The sequence below is a fragment of the Senegalimassilia anaerobia JC110 genome, from assembly GCF_000236865.1.
Classification (GTDB): Bacteria; Actinomycetota; Coriobacteriia; order Coriobacteriales; family Eggerthellaceae; genus Senegalimassilia; species Senegalimassilia anaerobia.
Genome location: NZ_HE611014.1, coordinates 642,874 through 657,906, shown reverse-complemented (window position 1 = coordinate 657,906; position 15,033 = coordinate 642,874). Strand labels below are relative to the sequence as shown.

Genomic DNA, 15,033 nt, shown 5'->3' with positions numbered 1-15,033 from the left:
CGCCCGGGAACGCACAGCGTCAATATCTCGCCATCGCCGAACGCTTTGGAACGAATGGGGCGATTGCTGCCGCGGCGAAGCGCTCGGGGATAAGCCTCGGAGGCATCGTGCCAGCTAGCCGCGTGCCATTTGAGGCGAGGCGGAGGCGATCCGACGAGGCGGAGCGCCTCCGCAGGGGCTGCCCGCGCAGCTAGCTCTGCCGTTCGCGCCTGCGTTTGAGGAAAACGCAGGTCGCCGCACCCGCCGCGAGCACAGCACCCGCAACAAGCGCCGCAACCGCCCAACCAGACGAATCACCGGTTGCAGCACATGCTACACCCGTTGCCTCGGCATTGGCATCGTCTTCTTGCTCCGCGCCTGAAGCACCGCTCGCACCTGGGTCTGCGGCGGAATTGCCGCCTTCTGAGGTATCGCCAGAAGTAGCACCCGACCCACCAGGCTGTGCTGTTCCGCCGTCTGGATTGCTCAGATCGGAGCCAGGCTTTTGACCAGGATCAACAGGCCCAGGATCAGGACTAGGCTCCTGAGAATCGGCAACCGTCACATTAAGATTCAACCGCTCGCTATAAGCTTCGAAGGCCATGCCTTCTTTGTATGCCGCAATTCGGAATCGCGTATTCTGCGTCACCGGAACAGGAGTCGTGTACTCAACGCGCGAACCGTCTTCAATGCACGGGCACGTGTCGTCGGTGGTGTAGTAGATAGTTGCGCCTTCCGTACTGCAGGAAAGATCCAGAAGAGAGCCCTTCGCAACCTCAATCGAATTCTCCTTCGGCGAAGCTGCATCGAATACGGCGCCGTCAATCGTTGCCACGGGACGCGCGGGCTGCGCCGCATCAGACGTCACACGCACGGCTATCTCCTTAGTAAGATCGGTGCCGCTTGCAGAAAGCTCAAGCGTCGTCATGCCAGGCAATTCGCCTGCCAGCAGGAAGCTCGCCTTGCCCTCTGCGTCGGTCGTGGCCTCAACCCACACGCTTCCGTCCGCATCGCTCTGGAACGCGGCGCCTTTGAACGACGCAAGGCTACCCGATTCCAGCTTCGCAACCACGCGCTGACCAGCCACAGGCGACCCGTCGGCATAGCGCACATATGCGATAACCTGCACCGGCTCGCTGGCATTCTGCTGAAGCACCACAGCGTTTTCGAAATTAGCCACAAGCTGGGAGGGATGTTTGGAAACCGTCAGCTGCTGCGACCAATTTCCCCCCTGCGTTGCCAGAGCCGTGCCCACATAATTCTGCAAGCCCTTTATGGCGAGGTTCACCTGGGACCCTTCAGCAAGCGAGCTTTTTGGGTATATCCGCAGCACGCGAGAAAGCGTGCCGTAGCCATCCGCCTCGGACGCCTCCTGAGGATCAACCCACTCTATGCGTTCGGCGGCAATTCCATCCAGGGTCGCCTCAAGGGAATCCGATGCCTTCATGTACTGGTCGAATGCGATCTCGATACAGTCGGAATCAGCCCAGGCTTCTTGAACCTCGGGTGCTTTTGAGGACTCGAGCTTGATGTTCACACCTGTCTGAATCGGAAGCACATTGAGCCACTCGCTCGCCGAATCGCGATAGCCGTCCTTGCTTACGCGCACCTGGTACTGACCCGTGGGAGTATCCCACGCGAACGAACCATCGCCGCTGGTCGTTTGCGGGTTTCGCTGCTCGTACGCCTCAGCGTTCCATTCCTGCTCGGACCCGCCGGAAGCGGAGCCCCTTGTCCACAACGTAGCCGTTGCGCCCTCTACGGGATTGCTCTCCAACGCCTCATACACCACGCCCGATGGGTCGAGAATGACATTCGCACCATAATTGCGGTAGCGAACATCCGACCCATAGAAACGGTCCCAATCGATCGTTTCGCGGTATTTATCGTCCTCGCTTTTCTTCTTCCCGGAATTCTTGCATACGCTCATGCGATACGCCGTTGCCTCGGCGTATTCGTTCTTGGCAACGTCAGCCCAAGGAGCGCGCAGCATGTGAGCAGATGTCGAAGACACATCGGCACACAGCGAAAGCTTGGAAACGAAGTTGCCAAGAAGATCGGAACCCTCATACACTTCCGCAGAACCCGCCGCCCCGAACGAGCCCGAACCATAAAGGCTGCATACTGCCAGCATGGCGTTCAGCGTTGAGGTGCCACAGCCCCTCATAACATCCGAATAGTTGTTGTCATCTTCGGCAACAAGGTATTCCTTGTATTTCTCGGCGGCTTCAAGCTCGGCATACAACGCGTCGATGCAGCGCTGGCAATCGCTGTCGCAGGGGTTGTACGCACGCCAGTATTTAATGAGCTGGTAGATATTCTCGATGTCCGTTTCGATGAGGCGAATCTCGTTGCCGCTGTCAATGAGCGAATTCTTCGCGCTATCCATACCGAAGTAATCGTTAGCCAAGCCGAGCACGCCCGTTATACCCTTGCCCGTTTGCATCATCTGGTTCGCTTCACCAATTTCCTCCATTTCCTTCTCGAACAAGTTCGCTTTCGCATATGCCTCCATAAGAGGCGAAACCTCACTTACTGGCATATGCTCCATCAAACGTCTGTTGATGATGTTCTTGATTGTGAGCTTATTCGCATAATCGAGGCCCCCCGATACCAGTTCGAGCACCTGACCTCGTGCAATGCTCCACGCTGATGACCACATATCCGCTTTGGCGGCGTCGCTACGTTCATGGGCTTCATCGAAATTGGACGTATAAGTCGTAACACGAGCAGGCGCCTCGACACCCTGGGGTGCCTCTTCTGTCACGCGAGCGGTCATTCCCGAGTAAATCCCAGGCGTTTTGCCGTCTTTACCATTCTTCTGTTCTTCGGTGACGAAGTAATCACCCGTAAAACGACCATTCGTCGAAGAGGATATCTGCTCGCCCTTCGCATTATCTCCGTCCGAAATGGCGAGCGTATCGCCGCACTCCTTCTTCATGACGTTGTCTATCAGGGTGTAGGGCGAACCCGATTCGCTCGGCGCGCCCACGCCCGATTCGCGACCCAGCTTGTCAAGGCCGTTCACGATTGTCTTTTGCGTATTGCGCGCCCATGCGTTTTTCTGCTCAATTTCCTGCTGAACTTCATCGAAGGACTTGCGCGCAATGTCGGTGAGTTTTTGCTCGTTGCCGTTCTCATCGAGAATGACATTGCCGTTGCCGTCCATCAGAATCTCGTCGCCATACCACTCCTGGAGCTCGGCATCGGTGGGAGCCGTCCAGCTGATATCGTCCGGAAACTTCCCTGTGAAAATAGGCGAATCGATCGAGGCAATCCAGAGGTCATCGTCGGGAGCGAGCGCAGATCCGAAGTCGCGGAAATCAGGGCGCAACGCTTCAATTTCGGCAATGGTGGCCTGTACGTCTTCGCTGCTCGCATCATCTCGCTCGGCGAGCTGCGCTACAACCTCGCCCAAAGCGGCATCGACTTCCTGGGCGTGCTGCTTGGCGGTGTCATCCACCTCAAAGCCCGCCCAGTAGTCCGCCCAGAAGGCGCTGTATTGCTGCTGCCTTTCGGCAACCTCATCTTCAATGCGCTTTTTCGCGCGCTCTTCGTAATCTTCATCAAGGTTTGCCTTGTAGGAAAGCGCGAAGTTGCTAAAGCTGTAGCTTTCGGGAATGAAGAGATTCTTCGACTGGAGCAATTCCGAGGAGAAAAACCCCTCGCCCTCATTTTCCTCAAGCAAGGCCAGGTATTCTTGGTCTACGTATTCGCCCACGTAACGCGAGCCCTCGTCTCCTTGCGATACAAGGGCAAGAGGCACCGCAACATTTTCCCCATTTGCCAGCTTCGCGTACATCATGAGCACATCGCCGGCGTTGATCTGCGCAGTGGCGTTGTCAACCGTCACATCAAACGTCCAATATGCATTCTTTTTCTTTGGGAGTTGATACAGAACGGTGAGGTTATCGTAGGTCTCTTTCCCATCAACGATTCTTGTTTGGGTTTTGCCCGCATTCGTTATGCTGAACGTCTTGATTTTCGCACCTGGGCGATAGAAGCAATTGAGATGAGCATCAACCTGTTCACTTTTCGCATCAAGTTTTACGTAGTCGCCGAACAGAAGACCCTGGGTGACCTCTTCGGGAATGTCAAATGAAATCTGCGCATGACCAAGCGCGTTCGTATATGCCGTTCCCACCGTTTGGCCAGCAATGGAAAGCTCGATAAACGACGAAGGCGCGCTGTACACCGTGGCCTGATTGCCCGTATCTTTTACGCAGTTGTCGGCAACCTTGACCGTCATTCCTCGTGCGAGGAATGACGCATCACCCAAAGGAATCACCTTGTCGTCCGCCTCGAGCGACACGGGAAGCGAGTAAACCTGCTGCTTATCGGGCGTAAACGCAATATAGAGCACATCAGTGGTCGTTTGCGCATCGACATTAACAACCAGGCTGTCCCCATACACCCCGCAAGACGCATTACCTGAGCTTTTCAGTGATGCGCTTATGCCGTGATAATCAGCGGAAGGAATGCCGAAGGTGAATTCGAGCGGCATTGGCTTATCGAGGTCATAGGCCACTTCGATTATTGTTTCGCACCCAGCAACCACACCGTCACCCGGGGCTTGTACGCGCGCTGATTTCACCCCCGCATTCTTCAGCAGCTGCTCTTTGTCGTAATCGGGCACGTCGAGCGTCACCTCAGACACTGAATCGTCGGTTATTTCGACTTCGGCTTTCGCGTACGGAACGCCAGAACGCTCCAACACTCCCAGGTTCGACGCAGAGAGCACCGTGTCTGGCTTGCATGCCGCCACAACATAGGTTCCCGCCTTCAGCTTGCCCGTAGAAAGAATCCAATTGGGGTTTTCCTGACCATCTGGCCATTCAACCGACGTGTAGCTGTCCACGACGCAACGGGCATTCGCGTTGGTCCCGCTGAAGAGGAATACGCGACTGCGGCCCTCGTACGCGGCATTCGTGGACACACGTGCGCTGCCCCATGAAGAAAGGGTTGCCTCGAAACCGCCCCGTTCACTGCTGTAGGCAACCGTAGCGCCCGTAAGCTTCAGCGAATCGCTGGTCGAAACTTCGAGCGAAAGCCTCTCGAAGTTGCCCTCGTTCGCAAGCGCTTCGGAGAGCACAACAGAATTGCACTGCACGACGTAATCGGCGTCTTCGCCCGAAGCCAGATCGACGCCATCGCGCTTGAGCTTGAACGATAAACCAGGATTGCTCGTAATATTCGTGAGCGCTTCTTCGCCTTCCGCATTCGCGGCGTTCTTTGTATAGACGCTTATCGGGAGCGTGCGCTGAGCGGCGACTTTCTTGAAATCAGACGCGGCAATTGTTCCCAAATCCCACGAGGAGCCCATCTGCAATGCGGTACGCAGGTAGTTTTTATCATAGTACCCAGCAATTTGCACGGTGATGGAACACTCAGTAGCAATTGCTGCGTCGGGACACGTGAAAGACCCGTCTTCGGCTAGCGCCAGTTTCTTCAATGCGCCGTTTTGCTCCATAACTACCGACACGTCGCCGGGAGCAGCGCCTTCAGGAAGTTCAACTTTGCCGGTAACCGTGACAACCGACGATTCATCGTCGAGCCATACGTAGTTATAGTGCTTGGAGGATTCGGTATCCTGCTGCGAAAGGCGGTACGGGTCAGAATCGGTGCCGTCGCTCTTCTTCTTGTAGGCATACACAGTTGTACCGTCGTCGAAGGGGAGAGAAGGGTCGTCTAGGTCGCTGTCGTACTGGCTGCCAAAACGAATGTCGGGATTGTCGAACCGCACCTTCAGAGCGCCGCACGTCGTAAACGCTCCGCCGTCAAGGTATTTAAGCGATTTTGGAAACTCAATCAGGTCCTGCTTCGCAAGGCCGTTACAATTGGCAAATGCCCCGCCCGCAATGCACTCAATGCCCTCTTCGAATTGCAAGTCGGTCAAAGACGCATTTGTGCCATCCTGCATAAACGCATCCATGTTGATCTTTTTGACGAAGCTGGGGATTGAAAGCGAGCTAAGGCGATTGTATTCGAAGCCGAAGTCGCCAATGTGCACATCATGGCTGCCGTCAAACAGATCACGGAAGTTGACGGACGTAAGACCAGCATCGCCCTCGGCAATAACCACGTCGCGCTTCGCGCCGTCAGTTGTACCGCTGTAGTTTTTTTCAATGTAGGCATACACCTCAGCATCGTGCAGGGGGTTTGGCTGCGGCCAGTCGACTGTAAAGCTCCACCCCGGCTGGTCCCAGTAGCCATTGTCTTGGATGAGCGTACCTGCCCACATCTTTTTACCCTCGCAGCCGACTTTCGTTTTCCAGCGCTTGGCTGTCTCGGTTTTGTCGACGTTGCCCTCGCTGTCTACCATAACGTGTTTGTCGTAGTTGTCCAAGCCAAGCAGCGACTGCGCATCCACACCTTGCTTAAAGGGGTTCGGACCTGCTTCGGGGTCGTCGGCGGGAGTAGCGGCGTCATCCTGCGCAGCAGCTGCGTCAGCGCTGGCGCTTGCGCTACCGCCCTGCGCGGAAGCTGCATCGCGAGCGGCGGATGGAGCCGAATCGGAGCCGGCCTCTTCGCCATTTTTGTCAGAAGCCGCCCCAGGCTCGTTTCCTTCGAAAATGACGGCAGCATCGATAGCCGTGCTGCTTTCGGGAATGGCCACCTTCTGCGAATCGGGGGCATCGGTGCCATTGGCCATGCCTACGGCTTCAGTGTTCGCAGCATCGTCTGATGCGCTGGCAACATTCGCCGCAACGCCAGCTTCGCCCTGGGCAACATCGGCTATGCCAAAGCTAGGAACGAGTCCTATTGCAAGCACCAGCGAAAGCATGCACGCGCATGCCCGTCTTCCTCTTGCGCGCAATGTCATCCGCTTTTCCCGACGCGTGGCATTTCGTTTCATAGCAGCGTCCTTCTCTTTTTGATTTTGCTGATAGTTCACGCTAATCTTTGCGCTAATGAGAAAGGAATTCCTAGGTTCGTATATGCGAACCTAGGATTCAACTGGGACAATGATACTGTTCGTATAGTTGGCTCCGTCTAGCAAGGTCAAGATCGCAAGCGCATAACGCGCCAGGAAAGCATCAGCTGCAGAAAAAAGAGGTGTTCCTATAGTTCTGTCAAGAGGGATTCGCCCTTTCGATGGGCGTTTTTGGCAATGCTGACGCAGGCCCTGCCGGGCCTGCGATCTCCGCCGGCCGTTAGGCTGCGCACGGAACCTTGTCCCTCGTGATCGCGTAAATCACCTCGAGCCGCTTCCTCGCCACGGCCATGAGCTCGAGGGTCGCCGGGTCCGAGAGGTCGGCTTGCGCCTCGAATTCCGGGCACGATTCGAGCAATATGCTGCGGAGCCTGTATTAGCGACGGAAGCATCGTAGTTGGCGGGCTGTGCGGCGTCGACGCCGAGGCATCGGACTGCCGCCCCCGCATTTACATGCGGCTGCTGCGTCTCATTTTCGAGAGCCATCAGTTAAACGGGCGACTTCCCGAAAAGGAAGGCTTCATTCTCTAATCACACCTGTACCCCAAATCGCGAACTCGGTTCGACTCATGGACAAGCCACCTGAGACTACTCACTTTTCCCGCCGAAGGCGAAAACCTGCGACCTGGTGTTTTGCGAATGGCACGCAAGCCGCCCGCGTTAATTCACTTACGATTGCAGCTGGCGGCTTGCAGACTAGAGGGCGGTTGAGTTTCAAAACGGGCGTTTTCGGCGTTTTCGGCGCTATCGAGGCTCCAAAGGCGGCTCGCCGTGTCCCTTGGGACAAAAATAAAAAATCAATACTCTGAGTTTAAAATAAGTGTTTGAAGTTGTCCCGGCTTTTGTCCCCAAAGCCGATGAAACACGACATAGTGATACTTGGCGGCACTCGGCTCGAGACGGCACCGAAAACTGGATGCAACTGGAATGACGGGACGTCAGAATCGACGCCACCGAGTGGGAGTAGCCGAAAGGTTTTTTGAAGCATCGAATTTCCATCCGCTGAGTACCGCAGAGTGTCGCAGCGTACGGAAGAAACGCAAAGCCCCCAGCAACTTGGGGGAATAAATGAAATGAGACGCCCCCGATTTCCACTTGGAATCGGGGGTATTTTTTGTGCTTTTGACCTGCTGTTTTAGGAAGCTTTACTCCTAAAACAGGGCTGCCAGTGGCAGCGTGAGAGTAATCTAGGGGTGGCGGTTCTGCCCGCTGCCGTCCCGTGCTGATTCCGGCTTGCGAGGCGATTCTGCTATCCTGCGAGTTGAAAAGGTTCCACCCCGGCGACAAGAGCTCCCCTGCTCTTCCGCGAACCGCGGATAGCCGGGGTGGTCGTTTGTTAGTAGTACTTTTTGAACGATAAAGTTACCGTGATAATCAAGCGGTTGACTGCCGTTGCCTAAGCAGTCTTGTCATATCGTTGCCACAGTCCCCGGCGCAGTGCGCAGCTCCTGTCGAATCTTCCGAAAGCGTTCCGGGACTTCGGCAAGCTCCATCTTCTGCGGGGCATCGACCGTGCCCGCTTCCTTCGCCGTTTCGTAATACCAGCACTTGTAATCCACCATCTCCATGGTGTGCTGCAATTCCGCCATCTGCTGTTTCAGAACTTCTTGTTGGCGCCGGAACATGGCAAGGCGCAAATCGATGGTGTCGTCTCCTTGCAGCGCCATCTCGATGTACTGCCGGATATCCTTGATGGACATCCCGGCTTTCTTCATGCAGCTGATCACCTGCAGCCATTCGATATCCGATTCCCGGAACATACGAATGCCACCGGAGGAGCGCTCCACGAAGGGCAGCAGCCCCTCCTTGTCGTAGTAGCGCAAGGTGGACGCCGCAACCCCCAGCAGCTTCGCCATTTCCCCCACCGTATAGACCATCTGAAAACACCTCCGAATTATTCCAGAATCCCCTTGACTTAAAGTTAACTTCAAGTTCTAGGATGCACATGAAGTTCAAAGGAAGCATGCTTCCAAACAGAATGTTTGTCAATCATAAGGAGGGGAATCGAACGTGAACAGGCCGTATGTTTTCTGCCACATGATGTGCGCTTTGGACGGAAAGATCATGGGCGATTACATGGGAACGCCACAGGGCAGAGCGGCGGGCGATGCGTTCTACGACATCGCCTTCGGGAAAGAGCCCTTTTACCATCACCAGGGCTGGCTGTCCGGCAGGGTGACAACGGACGACAACTTCACCTTCTACAGGAAGCCGGACCTGGACGAAGATGCGCCGGCCGTTCCGGCAGGTGATTTCATCGCGCAGCCGGACTTCGGAATGTTCTACGTCTCTGTGGACCCCCACGGCAAGCTGGGGTGGAAAAGCAGCACCCTGCGCTATGTGGACACCACCGCCCATGTCGTCGAGGTGCTGACAGAGCAGGTCGGCAACGGCTACAGGGCATTTTTGAGAAAGCTGGGAATCTCGTACATCATCGCGGGAGAAACGGAGCTGGATCACGGTCTGGCCCTTTCCAAGCTGAAAGAAGAATTCAACATCGAGACCCTGATGCTGGGCGGTGGCGGCGTGCTGAACTGGTCGTTCCTGCAAGCGGGGATGTGCGATGAGATCAGCATCGTGTTGGCGGCGGCGGCAGACGGGAGCCCGGATACTCCGCCGGTCTTCCGAGCTGCAGAAGGCATTTCGGAAAGCAAGGCCCTTGGCTTCACGCTGAAAGAGGCGAAGGCCATGGACGACGGGGCGGTCTGGCTGCGCTATGGCGTGAATCGATGATCCTTAGAGGAGGTTTCAATTATGAGATATGAACGAAAAGAGCAGTTCGAGAAGGTCAACGCATTCGGCACGGGAACGGCGAACACCGCCTATGCCCAGTTCTTCACCGGCGATTCGTTCCTGAATCCGCTGACCGATCCGGAAGGCGGCCTGTTCGCCGCCAACGTGACCTTCGAGCCGGGATGCCGCAACAACTGGCATATCCACCACGCGGACAAAGGAGGCGGCCAGCTCCTGATCTGCACGGCTGGCGAGGGCTGGTACCAGGAGGAGGGCAAGGCCGCCGTCAGCCTGCACGAGGGCTGCGTCGTGATGATCCCCGCCAACGTCAAGCACTGGCACGGAGCGAAGAAGGACAGCTGGTTCAGCCATATCGCCGTGGAGGTTCCCGGCGAGAATTGCGAGAACGAGTGGTGTGAGCCGGTATCCCATGAAGAGTACGCAAGGCTGTAGGAAGGAACGAAACATGGCAGTCAAGCAGACGGCAGGCAGAGATGCCCTGGGCGAATTCGCCCCGAAATTCGCGGAACTGAACGACGACGTGCTCTTCGGAGAGGTCTGGAGCCGAGAGGGGCAGCTCAGCCTCCGCGACCGCTCCCTCGTGACCGTCGTCGCGCTGATGGCTCAGGGGCTTACCGATGAGAGCTTCCACTATCACCTGACGGCGGCAAAGAAGAACGGTATTACAAAAGAAGAAATCGCGGAGGTCGTGACCCATGCGGCCTTCTACTGCGGCTGGCCCAAGGCGTGGGCGGTTTTCCGCATGGCAAAGGATATCTGGGGCGAGGAGTAGAACGATGGTCTTGAATGAAACCTACCCGTTAGCAAACGGAGTTCAGGTTCCCAAGCTGGGACTGGGCACCTGGTTCATCGACGATGCCGAGGCGGCGGAAGCCGTTCGCGAGGCGGTAAAGCTGGGCTATCGCCTGATCGACACCGCACAGGCCTACGGAAACGAACGCGGCGTCGGCGAGGGCGTGCGCACCTGCGGCGTTCGCCGGGAAGAGCTGTTCGTCGCCAGCAAGGTCGCGGCAGAGCTGAAGACCTACGAGGATGCGGCGAAGTCCATCGATGAGACGCTGGAGAGGATGGGGCTCGGCTACCTCGACCAGATGATCATCCACTCTCCCCAGCCGTGGAGCGAGTTCCGTGTGGAGAAGCGCTATTTCGAGGAGAACAAGGAGGTCTGGCGTGCGTTGGAGGATGCGCGGGCGGCGGGCAAGGTCAAGGTAATCGGCGTGTCCAACTTCCTGCAAGATGACCTTGAGAACCTCCTGGGCTCTTGCCGCGTGATGCCCATGGTCAATCAGATCCTCCTGCACATCACCAACACCGATTCGGCATTGGTGGGCTTCTGCAAGGCACAGGGCATTCAGGTGGAGGCATACTCTCCCATCGCCCACGGCGAGGCGCTGAAGAATCCGGCGATCGTTAAGATGGCAGAGAAGTACGGCGTATCTGCCGCCCAGCTCTGCATCCGTTATGTCCTTCAGCTTGGAGCCGTCGCGCTTCCCAAGACGGCAGATCCCGCCCACATGGAAAGCAACGCGGACGTGGATTTCGCGATCTCCGAGGAAGACATGGAAACTCTCAAGAACATGGAGCGCATCGCCAACTATGGTGAATTCAGCGCATTTCCCGTGTTCAGCGGAAAGCCTCTTGCATGAGGAGAAAGCGTGAAATGAAAACCTTGATTCTGTACTACTCCTACGGAGGCAACACGAAGCGCATCGCCGAGATGATCCAGAGGGAAATCGGCGGGGATATTGCTCGTATGGATACGGTTGTTCCCTACGATGGCGATTATGATGAAGTCGTCAATCAGGGGCAGCGTGAGATTGCCGAGGGTTATTGCCCGGAACTGAAGCCGCTGCACATTGGCTGGAGAGACTACGACACCATCATCCTGGGTTCTCCTGTCTGGTGGTACACCTTTGCGCCCGCCATGCGCAGTTTCCTGGAGCGGGCTGACCTGACCGGGAAGATCGTGTATCCGTTTGCCACCAATGGCGGCTGGCTGGGACACACGCTGAAGGACTTTGAGGAAGCCTGCAAAGGCGCAATCGTGAAGCCGGGCCTCGATGTGCAGTTCGATGAATCCATGCTCCGTACTCCTGAGAAAGATATTCAGGCATGGATTAATACAATCCGCAGATAATCGATCTGCAGCTTTCGGCATCCGCCACAGAGCTGGCAAGGGTTTGGGACGATCCCAAAAATGCAAACAGAGCATTCCGGCTTCCCGACGGAACGCTCTGTTTCCCTTCTCGCGTTGTGTTCGCACCAATCCTCTGCCCAATTACTCTACACCAGGGCGAAAGCCTGCTACAAACAGAACGCAAATCAGAGAAAACACCACGCTTGACCTGCGTAAATAAGATAGCTATCCGAGCGGGCGCAGCGCATAGCCAAAAACGGAGGCTTCGGTGGTTTGTGTGACAGGGGGGCTAGCCTAGGCGGCAACGCTCTTCGCTCCCTCCGTGCCCTTCTTTCTCGCCCTCTGGCCGTCGGTGAGGTCCTCGGATGACCCGTATCGTCTTTTCAGACGCGCACGCCAGAGACTTCGATGCTCTAGCATACACACACCCCCCTATCGTGAACCTATCGCGCATCAAAGCAAAAGCGCGCGGGCCTCGAAGGACCCGCGCGCTCTATGCATAGTTTGCGGCGTGAGATGTATTACAGCTCGATGCGGCCGAACTTCGCAAGCAGTTCGGAGGCGGCGGCGCAGGAGGGGCAATTGCAATACTTGGCGCCCGCTTCCTTGCGCGCGAGCTGCGCTTCGAGCATTTTGGCCGCGGCCTCTTCGCCCATGATTCCCTTCGCCGGGCCCTGGGCGAACGCGATAACGCCATCAATCGTGGTGGGACGACCCTCAAGAAAGTCGAGCAGCTTGGTGGTTGCAGCCTCGACAGCGGCGTCGCTGCTATCGGCGGCAACAGCGTCTTTCCAGGCAGCAGCCGCGCCCTTGGTTTCCTGCTTACTCGTGTCGGCGGTGGCGAGAATGCCCGCGCGCTCGGCAACGTAATCGAACAGTTCCTTCTCCATGATGAACCTCCTTGATTGTGTGTATCGTCTTATGGTCATTATAGGATGCTGGCAACGCACTCCAAGTAGCTACCTCGGGGAAACCAGGGCCATATCGCCTTCAACGAGAATCGTCTCGCACGAAGCGTGTGGCACCATGGCCCGGCTGCAGTTGAACACGATGGAACCTCTAGACCGTCCCCCATGGCCTCTACCATGTGGGAGACCGGGCTTTCGCGCGAGGACGCCCATCTGATCTTCGTCCACAACGTCCAGGGAAACCTCGCGGTCACCCGCCGGCAATCCCATTTGCGATACCGCACGCAGCTAAGCCTCGATATGCGAGCTCATGTAATCGATGAACTTCCTGGTGGCGATGGGCATGGTCTCCCAGCTTCGCCATGCCGCCACCACATCGCGCGATGGCGCCGCCGCGATCGGAAGCACCTTGATGTCGGCGCGCACGCCCTCCACGGTGCGGCGATAGAGCATGCTGACGCCCAAGCCCTCCTCGACCATCGCCATGATGGTGTAGTCATCGGTCACCTCGCCCGTCACCAGCGGCTGCAGCCCATGAGCGGCAAACGCATCGAGCACCAGGCTCTGCTCGCCCTCGTCAAGCAAAAGGAAAGGTTCGGCCGCCAGATCCTCAAGCGTCACCTGCTCTTTAGCGGCCAACGGATGCCCGGAGGACACCAGCGCCACCATCTCGTCGTGATAGACCATATGCATGTCCAAACCTGCCGTGAAACCTCGCGCGGTGAAGCAAAAATCGACCACGCCGTCGTGCACCCACTGGGCGTTGCGCGTGTAATCGCCCTGCTTAAGGGTAAAGTGCACGCCGGGATGCAGAGCGCTGAACCCGCGGATCACGCGCGGCAGCACGGTACGGCTCACGTTGGTGAAGGTTGCTATACGGATGTCGGTCGAAGACAGGCCCAGCAGCTCTTGACGCTTTCCCTCTAGCTCGGCCTCGGCCGTCACGATCTGACGAAGGTAGGGCAGATACTGCTTCCCGTCGCGCGTGAGCGAAACGCCCTGCTTGCCCCGCTCCAAAATCGTGGTGCCCAGCTCGCGCTCGAGCGCCTTGACTGCCTGGCTGACCGCGCTTTGCGTGTAGCCCAGCTGGTCGGCCGCCGCCTTAAGGCTCCCGCGATCGACCACCGCGCAGACGACCTGATACCGTGATGCCATAACGCCTCCGTAGCAAAGGGGGCGGTGAAATGTTTTGCCCCAGCCTGTATATCTTCTATTAGCATTGCTTAATCATACTGAAGATACATTCGCTTTACTACATCGTTTTAGCAGCGCACAATCCTTTTCATGAAACCATTCCGAAGCAAAAGGAGTCCCATGGATCGCAAAAAGGCAATCGCGCTCTCGTTTTCCGTTCCCGTCGCATGGGGCTTCTCGTACCCCTTGATGAAGATCGGCATGGACGGTATGAACGCCACGAGCATCGTCGCGCTGCGTTGCACCATCGCCTTCATCGTCTGCGTGCTGCTTTTCCACAAGTGCACCTTCCGCATCAACCGCGACCTCATCGTCCGCGCCGCCGTCATCGGCGCCATCATGGCGGTCGAGCTTACGTGCATGTGCCTGGGCTCAAGCCTCACCTCGGCTTCCACTGCCGGCTTTTTGCAAAGCCTGACGGTCGTGATCGTGCCGTTCGCCAACGCTTTGCTGCTGCGCCGCGCCCCCGAGCGCAAGGTGCTCATCGGCACCGCCGTCGTAACCGGGGGCATGCTGCTGCTCTCGGGCGCCGACTTCACCAGCCTCAACCCCGGCGCGCTCGTCATGCTGCTTTCGGCGTTCGTCTACGCCGCCCACATCATCATCAGCAAGCGCTTCGTCGAACAGGTCGACCCGCTGGCTTTGGGCGTTTGGCAGCTGGCCTTCGCCGGCCTGTTCTCGGGCATCGGCGCGGCCGCGCTCGGCGGCATCACGCTTCCCAGCACCCCGACCGAGCTCACGGTCATCATCGCCCTCGCGCTCATCTGCTCGGCTTACGGCTTCATCACCCAGGCTTACGTGCAGCCGCATGTTCCCGCCGAGACCACCGGGTTCGCCTTCTCGCTCGAGCCGGTCTGCTCTGCGGTGTTCTCGTTTTTCCTTGTTGGCGAGGTCTTGACCCCCATCGCCTTCCTGGGTGCAGCGCTCATCATGGCTGGCGTATTCGTCGCCACCATCGAGCCGCCTCGTCTGCATGCCCCGGCCTACCCGCAAGAGGCGATGGCGGTGGAACCCGAGCGGGTTTCGTAAGCCCCCCTCCCAGCTAAAGCCGCCTCCGTGCGAGGCGACACAGTCGCGAGGCTTACGAAACTCTAGCGAACCAGCCATGGCGCCCTGGTACGAAACGC

10 protein-coding genes are annotated in these 15,033 nt (G+C 57.4%); 6 read left to right on the top strand and 4 right to left on the bottom strand.

The window, feature by feature from the left end; genetic code table 11:
* Positions 1 to 190: 190 nt before the first annotated feature.
* On the bottom strand, positions 191 to 6,874 hold the full coding sequence (locus SFHG_RS02730; protein WP_148514788.1) for a chitobiase/beta-hexosaminidase C-terminal domain-containing protein: 6,684 nt from the start codon (positions 6,872 to 6,874) through the stop codon (positions 191 to 193).
* Between the two features lie 1,448 nt (positions 6,875 to 8,322).
* Positions 8,323 to 8,790 (bottom strand): MerR family transcriptional regulator, encoded by a 468-nt coding sequence (locus tag SFHG_RS02725; RefSeq protein WP_042433072.1) that lies wholly within the window; start codon positions 8,788 to 8,790, stop codon positions 8,323 to 8,325.
* A gap of 187 nt (positions 8,791 to 8,977) precedes the next feature.
* On the opposite strand from SFHG_RS02725, the gene SFHG_RS02720 reads away from it, so the two are divergent.
* From SFHG_RS02720 to SFHG_RS02700, 5 genes are read left to right on the top strand one after another with little or no spacing between them, the layout of a single operon-like run.
* Positions 8,978 to 9,646, top strand: a complete 669-nt coding sequence (locus SFHG_RS02720) for a dihydrofolate reductase family protein (RefSeq protein WP_238318247.1) — start codon at positions 8,978 to 8,980, stop codon at positions 9,644 to 9,646.
* 21 nt (positions 9,647 to 9,667) lie between these two features.
* Positions 9,668 to 10,099, top strand: a complete 432-nt coding sequence (locus tag SFHG_RS02715) for a cupin domain-containing protein (protein WP_042433067.1) — start codon at positions 9,668 to 9,670, stop codon at positions 10,097 to 10,099.
* 13 nt (positions 10,100 to 10,112) lie between these two features.
* Positions 10,113 to 10,439 (top strand): carboxymuconolactone decarboxylase family protein, encoded by a 327-nt coding sequence (locus tag SFHG_RS02710; RefSeq protein ID WP_042433065.1) that lies wholly within the window; start codon positions 10,113 to 10,115, stop codon positions 10,437 to 10,439.
* Between the two features lie 4 nt (positions 10,440 to 10,443).
* Positions 10,444 to 11,313, top strand: a complete 870-nt coding sequence (locus SFHG_RS02705; RefSeq protein WP_042433063.1) for an aldo/keto reductase — start codon at positions 10,444 to 10,446, stop codon at positions 11,311 to 11,313.
* Between the two features lie 14 nt (positions 11,314 to 11,327).
* The gene (locus tag SFHG_RS02700; RefSeq protein WP_052297777.1) at positions 11,328 to 11,804 is read left to right on the top strand and encodes a flavodoxin; all 477 of its coding nucleotides are present in this window, start codon (positions 11,328 to 11,330) and stop codon (positions 11,802 to 11,804) included.
* 521 nt (positions 11,805 to 12,325) lie between these two features.
* On the opposite strand, the gene SFHG_RS02695 is transcribed toward SFHG_RS02700, so the two are convergent.
* Together SFHG_RS02695 and SFHG_RS02690 are read right to left on the bottom strand one after the other, a co-directional pair.
* Positions 12,326 to 12,694 (bottom strand): hypothetical protein, encoded by a 369-nt coding sequence (locus SFHG_RS02695; RefSeq protein ID WP_042433059.1) that lies wholly within the window; start codon positions 12,692 to 12,694, stop codon positions 12,326 to 12,328.
* A gap of 306 nt (positions 12,695 to 13,000) precedes the next feature.
* Positions 13,001 to 13,867: a LysR family transcriptional regulator gene (locus SFHG_RS02690; protein ID WP_042433056.1), complete on the bottom strand. Its 867-nt coding sequence runs from the start codon at positions 13,865 to 13,867 to the stop codon at positions 13,001 to 13,003.
* A 159-nt stretch (positions 13,868 to 14,026) separates the two neighbouring features.
* Between SFHG_RS02690 and SFHG_RS02685 the strand changes: the two genes are divergently transcribed.
* Positions 14,027 to 14,935, top strand: a complete 909-nt coding sequence (locus SFHG_RS02685) for a DMT family transporter (RefSeq protein ID WP_042433053.1) — start codon at positions 14,027 to 14,029, stop codon at positions 14,933 to 14,935.
* Positions 14,936 to 15,033: the final 98 nt, after the last annotated feature.

Excerpts from the sequence above, each read along its gene's own strand:
- SFHG_RS02725 (WP_042433072.1), bottom strand. The coding sequence starts at position 8,790 with ATGGTCTATACGGTGGGGGAAATGGCGAAGCTGCTGGGGGTTGCGGCG.
- SFHG_RS02720 (WP_238318247.1), top strand. The coding sequence starts at position 8,978 with ATGGGCGATTACATGGGAACGCCACAGGGCAGAGCGGCGGGCGATGCG.
- SFHG_RS02715 (WP_042433067.1), top strand. The coding sequence starts at position 9,668 with ATGAGATATGAACGAAAAGAGCAGTTCGAGAAGGTCAACGCATTCGGC.
- SFHG_RS02710 (WP_042433065.1), top strand. The coding sequence starts at position 10,113 with ATGGCAGTCAAGCAGACGGCAGGCAGAGATGCCCTGGGCGAATTCGCC.
- SFHG_RS02705 (WP_042433063.1), top strand. The coding sequence starts at position 10,444 with ATGGTCTTGAATGAAACCTACCCGTTAGCAAACGGAGTTCAGGTTCCC.
- SFHG_RS02700 (WP_052297777.1), top strand. The coding sequence starts at position 11,328 with ATGAAAACCTTGATTCTGTACTACTCCTACGGAGGCAACACGAAGCGC.
- SFHG_RS02695 (WP_042433059.1), bottom strand. The coding sequence starts at position 12,694 with ATGGAGAAGGAACTGTTCGATTACGTTGCCGAGCGCGCGGGCATTCTC.
- SFHG_RS02690 (WP_042433056.1), bottom strand. The coding sequence starts at position 13,867 with ATGGCATCACGGTATCAGGTCGTCTGCGCGGTGGTCGATCGCGGGAGC.
- SFHG_RS02685 (WP_042433053.1), top strand. The coding sequence starts at position 14,027 with ATGGATCGCAAAAAGGCAATCGCGCTCTCGTTTTCCGTTCCCGTCGCA.